This window comes from Arthrobacter sp. ok362, assembly GCF_900102785.1.
In the GTDB taxonomy this organism is placed as follows: domain Bacteria; phylum Actinomycetota; class Actinomycetes; order Actinomycetales; family Micrococcaceae; genus Arthrobacter.
Window position 1 is genome coordinate 80,746 of the sequence record NZ_FNGC01000010.1, and the last position, 13,853, is coordinate 94,598.

The following is a 13,853-nucleotide window of genomic DNA, read 5'->3' on the forward strand; positions in this document are numbered from 1 at the left end:
GCGCTTGAGCTTGGGCTTCACGTCCTTGGTGTCTGCTGGCTCCGCTGCGGGCGGTGGTTTGCGCCGGGGCGCACAATAGAGCCATGGGAGCAACAGGAGCGATCACTGACGTCGCCGGGATCCGGATAGGCCATGTCCAGAAGTCCGACGACGGCTGGCTGAGCGGGGTGACGGTGATTCTGCCACCGCCGGGAACGGTGGGTTCGGTGGACGTCCGTGGCGGCGGGCCCGCGACGCATGAGACAGACTCGCTGGATCCCACCACGCTGTCCCAGACCGTGGACGCCGTGGTCCTGACCGGAGGGAGCGCGTTTGGCCTCGCGGCCGCGGGCGGGGCCATGCGCTGGTGCGAGGAGAACGGCCGCGGCTTCCAGGTCCCCGGCGGGCTCGTTCCGATCGTGCCGGCGGCCGCGATCTTCGATCTGGGCCGCGGCGGTGACTTCTCTGCCCGCCCCGGCGAGGCGATGGGCTACGCGGCTACGGCCGCCGCAGCCGAGCAGCCGGAAGGGCACGACGTCGAGCGCGGCAATGTAGGGGCCGGCACGGGAGCTGCAATCGGCCGGGGACAGTTCAAGGGGGGAGTGGGGACAGCGTCCATCACTCTCGAGAACGGGGTGACCGTTGGTGCTATCGCCGTAGTCAACGCGCTGGGGTTACCTTTTGGCACATCGCCGCAACGGACGGAACCCGGCAGCGTGCGTCTAAGCGACGAAGGAGCGAGCACGCCGAGGGTTTCGGTCGCTGCGGCGGAAGCCGCGCCGGATGGCCCAAACGCGTCGGAACCCGCGCAGGGCACAACGGAAGCCCCGCTCAACACCACCCTCGTCGTCGTCGCCACCGATGCCGTCCTGGACAAGGCAGACTGCAAGCGGACGGCCTCGGCGGCCCATGCCGGATTGGCCCGGGCACTGGCGCCGAGCCACACCCTCGCTGACGGCGACACCGTGTTCGCCCTGGCGACGGGCGTCGTCGCGCTTGACCGCAGCACCCCGACGGCCCGGCAGATAAGCCTCATTACACTGCAGAGCGCGGCCGCCGACGTCGTCCGGCTTGCCATCCTTGACGGGATCTCGCGGGCGGAGGCAGTGACGACGGCAGCCGGGACGCTGGGTGCGTACGGACGCTGAGTGCGCTACGATAGCTGGATTTAACTCGGGATTTAACAATCGGGCCGCAATGGCGTAGTGTTGTCTGTTGGTTGTCTGCCCCGTTGTGCCCTTTTGTGGTCGGGTGGCATCAACCAACCAATCAAAAACGTCCGCGGTCATGACCGGTGCCAACCGGGAGGCTGCGGCAACAACAGTTAGCGGAGGGTATGGCCAAGAAGGACGGGGTCATTGAGATCGAGGGCGTTGTGACCGAGGCGCTGCCCAACGCGATGTTTCGCGTTGAGCTCACCAACAAGCACATCGTTCTGGCACACATCTCTGGAAAGATGCGCCAGCACTACATCAGGATCCTCCCTGAGGACCGCGTAGTGGTGGAGCTGAGCCCTTACGACCTGACACGTGGTCGTATCGTCTACCGCTACAAGTAAACACTGGGCGGCCAGAGCAACAGCCGAGGGCCGGTCCAGCTGACCAACTGCAACACGCAAAGGAACGCCATGAAGGTCAAGCCGAGCGTCAAGCAGATCTGCGAAAAGTGCAAAGTGATCCGCCGTAATGGCCGGGTCATGGTGATCTGCGAGAACCCGCGCCACAAGCAGCGTCAGGGCTAATTTCCCTAACGGGAAACCCTGGGTTGCTAACCCACGCAAGTAAATAAAGGCAGCACAAGCTGAACTGGGACGTATTGAGCCCGGACAGCTAACCCCCGGTCGGAGGCTGGGGCCGCACTGAAAATGCGGGTGTACTGCCTACGACCTCCGGTTTATACAAGGAGTACTGCCAATATGGCTCGTCTCGCTGGCGTAGACATTCCCCGCGAAAAGCGGCTGGAAATTGCGCTTACTTACATCTACGGCGTGGGCAAGACCCGTGCACACGAAACCCTGGCTGCTACCGGCATCAGCGCTGACGTTCGGGTCAAGGACCTGACCGACGCGCAGCTGGTTGAGCTGCGTGACTACATTGAAGGCAACTACAAGGTTGAGGGTGACCTTCGCCGCGAAGTGGCCGCTGATATCCGCCGCAAGGTTGAAATCGGCAGCTACGAAGGCCTGCGTCACCGCAAGGGCCTGCCCGTACGCGGTCAGCGTACGAAGACCAACGCTCGTACCCGCAAGGGCCCGAAGCGTACCGTCGCCGGCAAGAAGAAGGCCCGTTAAGTCCCCATTTGCCCCCTTTGAAATCGCTGGCGCGATTTCAAAGGAAACCGGCAAATGTGGGAACAAGCGATCGCTTTCCCCCGATAACTTTCTGTAGGAGAAAAAATGCCCCCGAAGACTCGTGGCGCGGTTCGCAAGCCGCGTAAGAAGGACAAGAAGAATATCGCGCTGGGCCAGGCGCACATCAAGAGCACCTTTAACAACACCATTGTGTCCATCACGGACCCGAACGGTGCTGTCATCTCCTGGGCTTCGTCCGGTGAGGTTGGCTTCAAGGGCTCGCGTAAGTCCACCCCGTTCGCTGCCCAGATGGCCGCCGAAGCCGCCGCAAAGCGTGCACAGGAGCACGGCATGCGCAAGGTTGACGTGTTCGTCAAGGGACCGGGTTCCGGACGCGAAACCGCCATCCGTTCGCTGCAGGCCGCTGGCCTCGAAGTTGGCTCCATCCAGGACGTCACCCCCAGCGCCCACAACGGCTGCCGTCCGCCGAAGCGCCGCCGCGTCTAAGGCTTTCCACCGCCAGGAGCTTGCCCGGACCCTCACCGGTCCGGGCAAGCCCGGCGGCGTTAAGTCTCCAGACCGATCTTTCCACCACCTGTGTTGCGTCATATAGCGGATGCTCGCCGAAAGGAAACCTAAGTGCTCATTGCACAGCGCCCCACCCTCTCCGAAGAGGTCGTCTCCGAAAACCGCTCCCGGTTCATCATCGAACCGCTGGAGCCGGGCTTTGGTTACACCCTCGGAAACTCCCTCCGCCGTACCCTGCTCTCCTCCATCCCCGGTGCCTCTGTAACGAGCATCCGGATCGATGGCGTGCTGCACGAGTTCACCACGGTTCCGGGTGTCAAGGAAGATGTCACCGAGATCATCCTGAACATCAAGAACCTGTCGGTTTCCTCCGAGCACGACGAGCCGGTTGTTGCGTACCTGCGCAAGCAGGGCCCGGGAGTCGTCACCGCCGCGGACATCGCTCCGCCGGCCGGCGTCGAATTCCACAACCCGGATCTGCACATTGCCACGCTGAACTCGAAGGGCAAGTTCGAACTCGAACTGACCATCGAGCGCGGTCGCGGCTACGTTTCGGCAGCTCAGAACAAGTCCGGCGACTCCGAGATCGGCCGCATCCCGGTCGACTCGATCTACTCGCCGGTCCTGAAGGTTACTTTCCGCGTGGAAGCTACCCGTGTTGAGCAGCGCACTGACTTCGACAAGCTCATTGTCGACGTCGAGACCAAGCAGGCAATCGCCCCGCGCGACGCCGTTGCTTCGGCAGGTACCACCTTGGTGGAACTGTTCGGTCTGGCCCGCGAGCTGAACACCGCAGCTGAAGGTATCGAGATCGGCCCGTCGCCGACGGACGCTGCCCTGGCAGCCGACATGGCTCTGCCGATCGAGGATCTGGACCTGACGGTCCGTTCCTACAACTGCCTCAAGCGTGAGGGCATCCACACCGTGGGTGAACTCGTTGCCCGCTCCGAGGCTGACCTCATGGACATCCGCAACTTCGGCGCGAAGTCCATCGATGAGGTCAAGGCCAAGCTGGTCGAACTGGGCCTGTCCCTCAAGGACTCCCCTCCCGGTTTCGATCTCGCAGCACGTGCCGCAGCCATCGAAGAGGACGACGCCGCGTTCAGCGACGACGAGCTCTAACCAACAGATCTTGGCCGGCTGGCTGGATGCACCCTGGCGTGCGCAGCCTTCTGGCTTCCATATGAGGAGAAACTATTATGCCTACCCCCGCTAAGGGTCCGCGCCTCGGAGGCGGAGCGGCTCACGAGCGTCTTATGCTCGCGAACCTGTCCGCTGCGCTGTTCGAGCACAAGCGGATCACCACCACGGTGACCAAGGCCAAGCGCCTGAAGCCGTACGCTGAGCGCCTGGTGACTTTCGCCAAGCGTGGCGACCTCGCTTCCCGCCGTCGTGTACTCGGCCTGATCAGCAACAAGGGCGTCGTCCACGAGCTGTTCACCGACATTGCACAGGCAGTGGAGAACCGCGAAGGCGGCTACACCCGTATCACCAAGATCGGCAACCGCAAGGGCGACAACGCTCCCATGGCTGTCATCGAACTGGTTCTCGAGCCGGTTTCCGCGAAGCAGGCCGTGGTAGCCGAGGCTACCTCAGCTGCCCAGCGCGATGCAGACAAGAAGGACGCCGAGAAGGCCGAAGCAGCTCCGGTTGCCGAGACCGAAGAGGCTCCCGAGGCTGATGAGGCCGCTCCTGAAGCTGAAGCTGCTGCAACCGAAGAGGCCCCGGCCGCTGAGGAAGCTGCTGCTGAGTCCGAGAAGGACGCGAAGTAATTCGCTAAATCTTTCTTATAGACTTAAGTCTATGAACGAGCTCAAACCCGCTGCCCCCGTCTTGGGGGGCGGCGGGTTTTTGCGTATCCGGCTTGATGTGGCGTACGACGGCGGCCCGTTCAGCGGGTGGGCCGTGCAGCCGGGCATGCGCACTGTGCAGGGCGTCCTGGAGGAGGCCCTCGCGCTGCTGATCCGCCGGCCGGTTCGGGTCACCGTGGCAGGCCGGACCGACGCCGGCGTGCACGCCCGCGGACAGGTAGTCCACCTGGACCTCACCGAAGCCGAGTGGCGCGGCCTGAACCGGGGCGCCGAACTCGATCCCGCCGTTGCCCTGCTCCGCCGTCTCCGCGGCGCCTTGAGCCGGGGCCTGGGCGAGCTCAGCGGGGCGATCGAGGTGCACCGGGTGAGCATTGCGCCCGAAGGCTTCGATGCCCGGTTCTCCGCCCTCTGGCGCCGCTATGCCTATCGGATCGCCGACGGCCCCGCGCTGTGGGACCCGCTGGGACGCGCCTCCACTCTGTGGCACAAGGAACCGCTTGATGTCGGGCTCCTCAACGAGGGCGCTTCCTCGTTGCTCGGACTGCAGGATTTCCGCTCCTACTGCAAGCCCCGCGAGGGCGCCACGACCATCCGTGAACTGCAGCGCTTCGAATTCGCCCGCGGCACCGACGGCGTCATTGTCGCCACCGTGCAGGCCGACGCGTTCTGCCACAACATGGTCCGCTCCCTGGTGGGCTCGGCGCTGTACGTGGGGGAGGGCGTAGAGACCCCGGGCTGGCTCTATGAGCGGCTCCTCGCCCGGCAGCGCGACGCCCGCTCCGTGCTGGCAGCCCCGCACCCGCTGGTGCTCGAGGAAGTGGCCTACCCAACCGACACCGGCATGCTGGCCCGCGCCGAACTGACCCGGGCCCGGCGCGCCTAAGACCGCCGCGGATTCTCCCCACCTTTGCCGGCAGGAACTCCTATGCGCCGGCGATTCGGCGCAACACGTCGGCCTGGCCCCCGAAGATGGGGAAACCCCGACGCAACCACTGATATGTGGCACTAGAAGGCGGCCGGGGGCCCGTCGGTGGGAAGCTCGAGTGTGAAGGTACTTCCGTGGCCCGGACGGGTGCGGCAGGAAATGGACCCGCCGTGCCGTTCCACGATGGCCTTCGTGATGGACAGCCCCAGGCCGGCGCCCGGAATGGAGCCGTCCCGGACGGCCGGGCTGCGGAAGAAACGGGTGAAGACCCGCCCGGCGTCGGCAGCGGTCATGCCCATTCCGGTGTCCTCGACGTGGAGGCGCACCAGGCCGTCGGCCGTGCTGGCGGAAACCCGCACCGAACCGCCGTCGGGTGAGTACTTGATCGCGTTGGAAACGAGGTTGTCCAGGGCCTGGCTGATCCGGAGCGGATCCACGTTGGCCCAGAGCGGACCCGGGACGTCCGTTGCGAGGCGGACGCGGGACGCCTGTGCCTGTGCCTGGGCCGAGCCCAGGCTGGCCTCCACGAGCCCGGCGAGGTCGGTGCGGCGGGGATGGACATGGACTGCGGCGCTGGCGGACATGAGGAGGTCCGAGACCAGGGCCAGCAGCCGCTCCGCGTTGCGCTGCGCCACTTCGACCCGGCGTACCACCGGACTGTCCAGGCCCTCGATGTCGGCGAGCACCAGGTCCAGGTTGCCGATGATGGATGTCAGCGGCGTGCGGAATTCGTGGGAGACGGTGGAGACCACGTCGTCCTTCGCCGCGAGGGCATCCACCAGACCGGTGACCTCCGCGAGCAGGACCCCCAGTTCGGCTTCCTTGGACTTGATCCGCCGCTGCTCGTGCCGCAGGCGCGCCCGCGCGGAACGCATGGCCAGGGAAACCGCCAGCATCATCAGCGGCACCAGCACGGCTTCGGCCGTGCGGGCTGCAAGCGGTGCCGTGCGGTCCGCCAAGAGCCAGGGCAGGGCGGCCAGCAGGGGCGCCGAGAAGCTCAGTGAAAGGCTCGCGGCCGCGGACAGGCTGGACGCCGAAATCCACACCACCGGCAGGACCGAGAGCACACCGGGATCCGGCAGGCCAGCCGAGGTCCCATCCCGGAGCAGGCCGATCGCGACCAGGTCCAGGATCGGGATGACGAGTGGCGCCAACGGTCCAAAGCGCTGCCAGGGCACCAGGACGCAGGCCGCGAGGAGCGCGGCCTGCAGGGCGAGCGCGAACCGGCACAAGGTGCTGTCCGGAAGGCCGGGCCACGCGGCCGGGCCAGCGAGTGCGACGCCAGCCATCATCACGGCCAGCGGCAACTGGCACACGAGGACCCGCGCGCGTGGCCCCAGTGCCTTGCCGTATCGATCCGCACCGCGGATCAGCCGCTGTCTAAGCAAAGACGCCCCGCTCCCTTCCCGTTACTCCAGTTTTACACGTTGTGTCACGCAAATTTGACATAAAACGAAGATTTGCTGTTTCTGTTACTGAGCCGCCACCCTTTTGCCTTCTACGATGGGTATTCTGACAATGCCGGTGGGGGCTGGCGAAACCAGTGCTGCCGCCGCATCCGCGAACGGCAGCGTAGCGTGACACATGAGGGGGGCCATGACCGACCTGGGAGTCGCCGTCGTAGTAGAAGACGACGAAGATGTCCGGAACCTTGTCGAAGCCGTATTGAGCCAGGCAGGCTTCGAAGTTCATTCGGCGGCCGGCGGGCGTGAAGGGGTCGATGTCGTCAGGGCGCAGGAGGCGAGCGTGGTCACCCTGGATGTCGGACTCCCCGATATCGACGGTTTCGAGGTGCTGCGCCGGATCCGGCAGTTCAGCGACGCCTACGTGGTCATGCTGACGGCGCGTACCGACGAACTTGACACGCTGACGGCGTTTCATACCGGAGCTGATGATTTCCTGGCGAAGCCTTTCCGGCCCCGCGAATTGCGCGCCCGCGTCGGTGCCATGATGCGCCGGCCCCGGCAGGACATCCGGTCCGCGCAGATCACCGGTCCTGAGGCCGTCGCCGCGCCGGCACCGTCCCAAAGTCCGGTGCTGCACCACAACGGTCTGGACCTGAACCCCGAGACCCGGTCCGTGAGTGTCGACGGGGTGGCGATCAGCCTGACCCGCAGCGAATTCGACCTGCTGCAGGCCCTCCTCAGGGGCGGCGGCGCCGTGCGGTCCAAGACCGAACTGGTGCGGGTAGTTCGGGGCGATTACTACCGGGCGGACGCCTACATCAGCGAATCCGACGAACGCGCCGTCGAGGTGCATATCGGCAACCTGCGCAGGAAACTCGGCGAGGACCCGGTGCAACCGCGCTGGCTGCAGACCGTCCGGGGCGTGGGCTACCGGCTTTCGCCGGCGCGGTAGCCTCCTGCAGGGCCGGCGTGCGGTAACCGGATCGCCTGTTGGGGGCAGCGGTGCCGGCGGCCCTAGCTGTCCCACAGGACATAGCTGAACTGGAGCTCGTCAACGGTTTCCCCGCCGCGCTCGGCAACATCGCGCAGGAGCGCCAGGGCGTGGCCCACGTTGCCGGCCCTGAGGGCGTTCTCCAGCTCGCCGGCGAGGTGGGCCAGGCGCAGGCCGCCGACCATGGCCGAGGACGTCTTCAGGCTGAGCACCGCGTCCATCGAGCCAGCGAGATCCCCCCGCTCGAGGGCCGACGCCAGTGTTTGGTAGCGCTTGTCCCACATCCGGGTGTAATCCCTCGCAAATCCCTTCGCCACGGCCGGGCTGTCGAGCTGGGCACCAAGGTCCTGAAGCGCGGCCGGATCCACTAGCGGGGGCGCCGCCGGGAAGGCCGTGGGCGCACCGGACGCCGTGAAGGCAGGCGCCGGCAATCCGGGAGAGTTTGTGGGAGCGAGGACAATGCTCGCGTCCCCGTCGTCGGGGAAGGCGCTTGGAAGGGACATGTGACCACGGTACTTGCTGATACAGGCGATGCCTTGGAGCCCGGTCTATCCTGCGGAAACCCTGAGGCTTTCCGCAGGGGAACCAGCCACGGGGGCTATTGCCGGCCATGGACTCGGCTGTGACAGCGGCTGCTATTGGCCGCTGAACGTGTCAATGGCGTTGATGACGGCCGGACCCAGAATGGCAATGAAAAGCACAGGGAAGATGAAGAACAGCAAGGGGAACAAGATGGTGACGGGCAGCTTCATGGCCTTCTCCTCGGCTCGTTGCCGGCGCTTGACCCGCATGACCTTCGCCTGCACCCGCAACACCCGGCTAATGGCAATGCCGTAGGTGTCGGCCTGGACCACCGCCTGGACGAAGCTGCGCAGCTCGGGCACGTTGGTCCGTTCCGCCAGCGCAACGTAGGACTCGCGCCGGCTGCGCCCGACCTGCATGTCCTGCAGGGTCCGGATCAGTTCCTCCGCCAGCGGGCCCTTGCCGTTCTCGCCGGCCCGGGCCATGGCGCCTTCGAAGCCCAGGCCCGCTTCCACGGAGATGAGCATCTGGTCCAGCGTGTTGGCCAGTTCCAGCTGCATGATTTTCTGGCGCTCCTGGCCTTTGCTGTAGAGCAGGAGGTCGGGGATGAAATAGCCCAGCAGGAACACAAAGACCCCTACGAGCTTGAGGATCGGCGTCGGGCCGTTGGCGCTGATCCAGAAGCCCAGGAGGGCACCGAGCAGGCCAAGCAGCGGCTTGGCCGCGAGCACGCGCCCCAGCGGCAGCGAGGCGGGGCGCCCGGCGAGGGACAGCAGCCTGTCCAGCTTGCGGACGTAGGCCGCGGGCGTCAGCCGGTAGCCGATCCGTTCCGGCAGGCCACTGCGTTCGCGCTGGGTGAGCTCGGCAGGGTCCGCGCCCAGGGCGAGTATCTCCCGGACAGCGCGCTGTGATCTGCGGTCGACGGAGAGCAGGGACCACGCGAGATAGCCGAGCGGCAGCGCCACCAGCAGCATGGCAAAAAGTACAGCGGGTGCCATGGCCGCCTCAGAACTTCAGGTCGATGATCTTGCGCATCCACAGACCGCCAATGGTCATGAGGATGACGGAAGCGGCGATCATGCCCCACCCCAGCGGATGCGTGAACATGACGTTCATGTAGCCGGGATTGACCAGCATCAGCATCAGCACAATCCCGATCGGCATGGCCATGAGGATGTACGCGGAGAACTTGCCCTCGGCGGCGAGGGATTTGATGTGCCCTTTGATCTCGCTGCGCTCGCGGATGGTCTCGTTGACCTGGTCCAGGACTTCGGCCAGGTTTCCGCCTACCTCGCGGTTGATCTGGATGGCCTGGGCGATCCAGACGAAGTCCTCGTTCCGCATCCGGTCCGCGGTGTCGCTGAGGGAGGCCAGGAGGTCCCGGCCGAGGCTGGTCTCGGTGACCACGCGGCGCATCTCCTCCGACGTCGGGCTTTGCGATTCGGACGCGGCCGCGTCAATGGCGCGCAGGACGCTGTGCCCGGCCCGGAGGCCGCCGGAGAGCAGCTGAAGCGTGTCGCCGAGCTGCTGGTCGAACTTGTTGCGGCGCTTGCCAGTCAGGAAACCGATCACGAGATGTCCCACGATCGGCGTCAGGAGCACCAGCAGGACCGCCAGCAACGGTCCCGCGACGACGAACCCGGCAATGCCCGCCGCAACAGCGCCGGCCAGCAGCAGGACGTAGAAGTCGGCCTGGCTCAGGCGCAGGCCGGCCTGCTCCAGCGACTCGCGGTTGAAGAGCCGGACTTTGCGGCCTGAGAAGAATCCGTCGACCAGGTGGACGGCCGAGCCGGCGAATCGCGTCAGCTGCGAGTCTGACTGGCCTTGGGCGGGCCTGCGCCGGTCCAGTGGGACACTCGCCCCGCCCGGGGCGAGCAGCACGATCCCCAGGACCACCACTGCGCTGAAGAGCAGGCCGACGCCGATGGGCAGCAGAGTCATGGACGGATCACGCCCTTCCGGCCGGTGTCAGCGGTGCGGCAAACACACTGGGTGAGACATAGATGCCCAGGTCCTCGAAACGGTCGATAAAGCGCGGGCGGATGCCGGTGGGAACGGGCTTGCCGAGGAACCGGCCCTGGGCGTCGACGCCGGCGGTGTAGTCGAACACGAAGGCGTCCTGGAGCGTGACGATGTCTCCCTCCATGCCCTGGATCTCGGTGACATGGGTGATCCGCCGGGTGCCGTCCCGCAGGCGGGAGATCTGGATGATCAGGTTGACGGCCGAGGCGATCTGTTCCCGGATGGCGCGCAGGGGCAGGTCCATGCCGGCCATGAGCACGAGGGTCTCGAGTCGGGCGACGGCGTCGCGCGGCGAGTTGGAGTGGACGGTCGAGAGCGAACCGTCGTGGCCGGTGTTCATGGCCTGGAGCATGTCCAGTGATTCGCCGCCGCGGACCTCGCCTACCACGATCCGGTCCGGGCGCATGCGCAGGGAGTTCCGCAGCAGTTCACGGATGGTGACCTCGCCCTTGCCCTCGGTGTTGGGCGGCCGGCTTTCCAGCCGCACCACGTGCTCCTGCTGGATCTGGAGCTCGACGGCGTCCTCGATAGTCACGATCCGCTCGTCGTGGGGCAGGAAGGAGGACAGGACGTTCAGGAGTGTGGTCTTGCCCGTGCCGGTGCCGCCGGAGACGATGATGTTGAGCTTGGCCCGGACACAAGCGTTGAGCAGTTCCGCCATTTCCGGCGTCAGCGTGCCGAACTCGATGAGGTTACGGACGGTGAGCGGCACCTTGCTGAACTTTCGAATTGTCAGCGAGGAACCGCCGACGGCGAGCGGCGGGATGACTGCGTTGACACGGGAACCGTCCTCGAGCCGCGCATCCACCAGGGGCGAGGACTCGTCGATGCGCCGGCCCACCTTGGAAACAATACGCTCGATCACTTTGCGGAGGTGGTCCTCGGAACTGAAGCGAGACTCTGTCAGTGTCAGTTTGCCGTTCCGTTCCACGTAGATCTGATCCATGCGGTTGACCATGATTTCCGTGACGGCGGGATCGTCCAGGAGGCGCTGCAGCGGTCCGTAGCCCAGGACGTCGTCGGCCACGTCGCGGACCAGCCGCGAGCGCTCTTCGGCGGACAAGGGGACCTGTTCGGCGTCGATGATGCGCGTGAGCTCTTCCCGGGCCGAGGTGCGGAGGTCCTCTTCCTTGGTTGCCGAATCGTTGAAGCGGGTTCCCATCCTTTCGAACAACGCGGTGGCGGCCCGCTGCTTGAGGGCCGCAAAAGCGTCGACGGGCTGCTGGCCGCGGGCGCGGGATTCCTGGTGCTCAGGGAAGCTCGGCAGGGGTGGGTGGCTGCTTTTCTGGAGCACGGCAGCGGCCGAAGGTGCCGCCGCCGCGTCGCTTCCTCTCGACGGGGACGCGGCCAGCGGGGATACGGCCATCGCTGACGCGGTCAGTGGGGTGTCGGCGGGTGTTCCCTCGGCGGAGCGGAGCCGCTCGGAAAGCTTCACTTAGACCACCACCCGACGGTGGAGTTTCTTCTGGGCGGTGGCGCGCCAGGCGGGATCGAACCGGCTGACGAGCTGGCACAGTCCCTTGATGGCCGGATCCTTGCGTCCGTCCTGAAGCACCGGGATACCGCGGTTGGTGGAGAAGGCGACTGCTTTGGACCGGGGGATGCTGACGTCCACGGGCGCTCCGATGGTCGCTTCGACGTCCTGGACGCTCAGCCCGGACTTGGAGTCGGCCATGTTCAGGACCACGTGGCGGGTCTCGGGCAGCAGATCGAGCCGCCGGAGGATTTCGAGGCCGGAGCGCAGCCCGCGGACGCTCGGCACGTCCATGGCGGTCACCCAGACGGCATCGGTGCATTGTTCGAGCGCGGCCAGCCCGACCTCCGGGAGCCCGGGCGCGGTGTCGACGACGACGTACTGGAACTGTTCGGCCAATTGTTCGAGCAGCCGGGTGACCTGCTGCGGTGTGATGTCGTCCGCCTCCTCGGGCGTCCTGGGGGCGCAGAGGGCGTAGATGCTGCCCGGGTGGACCGTGAGGAAGGCCTTGAGCACAAGGGAATCCTGGCTGGCCGCAGACGAGACGGCGTCGGTCACCGTGTGCTCCGGGTTCAGGTACAGACCCGAGGCGACGTCCCCGAACTGCAGGTCCAGGTCGACGATCACCACGCCCATGGGTGCGACTTTGCCCAGCCCGATCGCGATGTTGGTGGCAATCGTGGTTTTGCCGACTCCGCCCTTGGGGGAGAAGACTCCGATCACCAACCCCTTGGCGCTGTCCGGCTGGCTGGCCGTCGTGGTCCGATTGCGGGTGGCGAACGACTGGCAGGCCCGCTCCAGCAGCACCCGGATCTGGGCGGGGTCCGCCGCCGGGCTGAGGATGTCGCGGATGCCGGCCCGCATGGCCAGCAGGACGAAGTTCGGATCTGCCTCCCCGACCAGGATGACGCTGAGCTCGGGAAGCTGGACGTCGAACACTGTTGCCAGGCGCAGGGCATCTTCCACTGGCACGTCCGGCCCCAGGATCAGGACCTCCGGCCGTTCCTGGTTCAGGCTGGCGAAGAGCTCGGCAGGGTTCGCGGGATTGACGAACGCGAAGGTCTGCAGACTGCCCGGGAGGCCGCCGGCCAGCGCCTGGCGGACACGGGCATCGAAGTCCGTGTTCGGGGAAATCAGGACAAAACGGCTCATTTGTACACCTCTGGTTTCGTCACAATTCCTGGCCGGCCGCTGTCCTTGGCGTTGAGCGGTTCCTTGCTCAGCCAGATGCTGGCGAATTCGGCCGCGTAGACAATCTTCGTGGCGTCCACATCGTTGACGGCGACAGTCAGCAGCAGCGATCCGGTGGGGAGTGAGGTATCTTCGGCGGGCGGGGTGGTGCCGTCCGTTGAGGGCTGGGCGGGCGGGGTGGCGACGGGGGCGCGTTGCACGGCGGTCACCAGCACCTTGTGGATGGTCAACTGGGTGGTTTCCTTCTCCGGCTTGGCTTCGAGGCCACCGCTTTTGAGGGAAATAAAGATACCGACGTGATCCCCCGGTGCCAGCCTGCCGCCGACCACGCGCTGCGGTTCGAGCTGGAAGGACACCTCCTGGAGACCGGCCGGGATCTGCACGGATCCGCTGGTCTGCAGTTCCTCGGGCGCAATCAAGCGCTCCGCGACGAGCTGCTCGCCGGGGAGCAGTTCGACGGCGGTGACTTTGCCGGTTATTCCAGCGAGTGTTTTCACCGCGGACGGTGCGACGGTCTTGCCCGGAAGTTTCTCGGTCGCGAGGAACGGCTGGAGGGCCTCAACGGAGGTGCCCGCCGGGATGGCCTTGGCCACTACCAGAACGTCCACTGGTTCAAGTCCCTGCACTGCCCGGGCGTCGGCTCCCTGCGCGTAGCTGACTACCAGGATGGCTCCGACTACGGCCAGCACCAGGGCCGCGATTCCTGCCAATAAG

Annotated in this window: 16 protein-coding genes; 9 read left to right on the forward strand and 7 right to left on the reverse strand. The window is 66.0% G+C overall.

Annotated features, from left to right (window positions below):
* Nucleotides 1-83 precede the first annotated feature (83 nt).
* From BLQ10_RS14155 to BLQ10_RS14190, 8 genes are all read left to right on the forward strand, one after another.
* Nucleotides 84-1,127 (forward strand): P1 family peptidase, encoded by a 1,044-nt coding sequence (locus BLQ10_RS14155; RefSeq protein ID WP_091563122.1) that lies wholly within the window; start codon nt 84-86, stop codon nt 1,125-1,127.
* A gap of 188 nt (nt 1,128-1,315) precedes the next feature.
* A complete protein-coding gene (gene infA / locus BLQ10_RS14160) occupies nt 1,316-1,537 on the forward strand; it encodes a translation initiation factor IF-1 (RefSeq protein ID WP_009358723.1) in 222 nt (73 codons plus the stop codon).
* A gap of 69 nt (nt 1,538-1,606) precedes the next feature.
* Nucleotides 1,607-1,720, forward strand: a complete 114-nt coding sequence (gene rpmJ, locus BLQ10_RS14165) for a 50S ribosomal protein L36 (RefSeq protein WP_009358722.1) — start codon at nt 1,607-1,609, stop codon at nt 1,718-1,720.
* A gap of 174 nt (nt 1,721-1,894) precedes the next feature.
* Nucleotides 1,895-2,269, forward strand: coding sequence for a 30S ribosomal protein S13 (gene rpsM / locus BLQ10_RS14170; RefSeq protein ID WP_003803743.1), 375 nt, complete (start codon nt 1,895-1,897; stop codon nt 2,267-2,269).
* A gap of 105 nt (nt 2,270-2,374) precedes the next feature.
* Nucleotides 2,375-2,776: a 30S ribosomal protein S11 gene (gene rpsK, locus BLQ10_RS14175; protein WP_018773682.1), complete on the forward strand. Its 402-nt coding sequence runs from the start codon at nt 2,375-2,377 to the stop codon at nt 2,774-2,776.
* 132 nt (nt 2,777-2,908) lie between these two features.
* Nucleotides 2,909-3,919, forward strand: coding sequence for a DNA-directed RNA polymerase subunit alpha (locus BLQ10_RS14180; RefSeq protein ID WP_018773683.1), 1,011 nt, complete (start codon nt 2,909-2,911; stop codon nt 3,917-3,919).
* A 77-nt stretch (nt 3,920-3,996) separates the two neighbouring features.
* The gene (gene rplQ, locus BLQ10_RS14185; protein WP_091563124.1) at nt 3,997-4,569 is read left to right on the forward strand and encodes a 50S ribosomal protein L17; all 573 of its coding nucleotides are present in this window, start codon (nt 3,997-3,999) and stop codon (nt 4,567-4,569) included.
* A 31-nt stretch (nt 4,570-4,600) separates the two neighbouring features.
* Nucleotides 4,601-5,491, forward strand: coding sequence for a tRNA pseudouridine synthase A (locus tag BLQ10_RS14190; protein ID WP_175558622.1), 891 nt, complete (start codon nt 4,601-4,603; stop codon nt 5,489-5,491).
* A 122-nt stretch (nt 5,492-5,613) separates the two neighbouring features.
* Here the strand turns inward: BLQ10_RS14190 and BLQ10_RS14195 are convergent, their stop codons facing one another.
* Nucleotides 5,614-6,921, reverse strand: coding sequence for a sensor histidine kinase (locus tag BLQ10_RS14195; protein ID WP_368086521.1), 1,308 nt, complete (start codon nt 6,919-6,921; stop codon nt 5,614-5,616).
* 208 nt (nt 6,922-7,129) lie between these two features.
* Between BLQ10_RS14195 and BLQ10_RS14200 the strand changes: the two genes are divergently transcribed.
* The gene (locus BLQ10_RS14200) at nt 7,130-7,891 is read left to right on the forward strand and encodes a response regulator transcription factor (RefSeq protein ID WP_091563128.1); all 762 of its coding nucleotides are present in this window, start codon (nt 7,130-7,132) and stop codon (nt 7,889-7,891) included.
* A gap of 62 nt (nt 7,892-7,953) precedes the next feature.
* Here BLQ10_RS14200 and BLQ10_RS14205 read toward each other — a convergent pair whose 3' ends face one another.
* The 6 genes from BLQ10_RS14205 to BLQ10_RS14230 all read right to left on the reverse strand — a co-directional run bounded on the left by BLQ10_RS14205 (nt 7,954) and on the right by BLQ10_RS14230 (nt 13,849).
* On the reverse strand, nt 7,954-8,433 hold the full coding sequence (locus BLQ10_RS14205) for an Hpt domain-containing protein (RefSeq protein ID WP_254785567.1): 480 nt from the start codon (nt 8,431-8,433) through the stop codon (nt 7,954-7,956).
* A gap of 132 nt (nt 8,434-8,565) precedes the next feature.
* The gene (locus BLQ10_RS14210; RefSeq protein ID WP_091563130.1) at nt 8,566-9,450 is read right to left on the reverse strand and encodes a type II secretion system F family protein; all 885 of its coding nucleotides are present in this window, start codon (nt 9,448-9,450) and stop codon (nt 8,566-8,568) included.
* A gap of 7 nt (nt 9,451-9,457) precedes the next feature.
* The gene (locus BLQ10_RS14215) at nt 9,458-10,393 is read right to left on the reverse strand and encodes a type II secretion system F family protein (protein ID WP_091563133.1); all 936 of its coding nucleotides are present in this window, start codon (nt 10,391-10,393) and stop codon (nt 9,458-9,460) included.
* Nucleotides 10,394-10,400: 7 nt separating this feature from the next.
* Nucleotides 10,401-11,909 carry a TadA family conjugal transfer-associated ATPase gene (locus tag BLQ10_RS14220; RefSeq protein WP_091563135.1) on the reverse strand — a complete coding sequence of 503 codons (1,509 nt, stop codon included), beginning with the start codon at nt 11,907-11,909 and terminating at the stop codon, nt 10,401-10,403.
* Nucleotides 11,910-13,100 (reverse strand): CpaE/TadZ family protein, encoded by a 1,191-nt coding sequence (locus tag BLQ10_RS14225; RefSeq protein WP_091563138.1) that lies wholly within the window; start codon nt 13,098-13,100, stop codon nt 11,910-11,912. It lies immediately after the preceding gene.
* On the reverse strand, nt 13,097-13,849 hold the full coding sequence (locus tag BLQ10_RS14230) for a Flp pilus assembly protein CpaB (RefSeq protein ID WP_254785568.1): 753 nt from the start codon (nt 13,847-13,849) through the stop codon (nt 13,097-13,099). Before BLQ10_RS14230 ends, BLQ10_RS14225 begins: the two co-directional genes overlap by 4 nt.
* Between the last annotated feature and the right edge of the window lie 4 nt (nt 13,850-13,853).

What these genes read in the sequence shown, in the direction of transcription:
- BLQ10_RS14155 (WP_091563122.1), top strand. Translation starts at nt 84, where the DNA reads ATGGGAGCAACAGGAGCGATCACTGACGTCGCCGGGATCCGGATAGGC.
- infA (WP_009358723.1), top strand. Translation starts at nt 1,316, where the DNA reads ATGGCCAAGAAGGACGGGGTCATTGAGATCGAGGGCGTTGTGACCGAG.
- rpmJ (WP_009358722.1), top strand. Translation starts at nt 1,607, where the DNA reads ATGAAGGTCAAGCCGAGCGTCAAGCAGATCTGCGAAAAGTGCAAAGTG.
- rpsM (WP_003803743.1), top strand. Translation starts at nt 1,895, where the DNA reads ATGGCTCGTCTCGCTGGCGTAGACATTCCCCGCGAAAAGCGGCTGGAA.
- rpsK (WP_018773682.1), top strand. Translation starts at nt 2,375, where the DNA reads ATGCCCCCGAAGACTCGTGGCGCGGTTCGCAAGCCGCGTAAGAAGGAC.
- rplQ (WP_091563124.1), top strand. Translation starts at nt 3,997, where the DNA reads ATGCCTACCCCCGCTAAGGGTCCGCGCCTCGGAGGCGGAGCGGCTCAC.
- BLQ10_RS14190 (WP_175558622.1), top strand. Translation starts at nt 4,601, where the DNA reads ATGAACGAGCTCAAACCCGCTGCCCCCGTCTTGGGGGGCGGCGGGTTT.
- BLQ10_RS14200 (WP_091563128.1), top strand. Translation starts at nt 7,130, where the DNA reads ATGACCGACCTGGGAGTCGCCGTCGTAGTAGAAGACGACGAAGATGTC.
- BLQ10_RS14205 (WP_254785567.1), bottom strand. Translation starts at nt 8,433, where the DNA reads ATGTCCCTTCCAAGCGCCTTCCCCGACGACGGGGACGCGAGCATTGTC.
- BLQ10_RS14210 (WP_091563130.1), bottom strand. Translation starts at nt 9,450, where the DNA reads ATGGCACCCGCTGTACTTTTTGCCATGCTGCTGGTGGCGCTGCCGCTC.
- BLQ10_RS14215 (WP_091563133.1), bottom strand. Translation starts at nt 10,393, where the DNA reads ATGACTCTGCTGCCCATCGGCGTCGGCCTGCTCTTCAGCGCAGTGGTG.
- BLQ10_RS14225 (WP_091563138.1), bottom strand. Translation starts at nt 13,100, where the DNA reads ATGAGCCGTTTTGTCCTGATTTCCCCGAACACGGACTTCGATGCCCGT.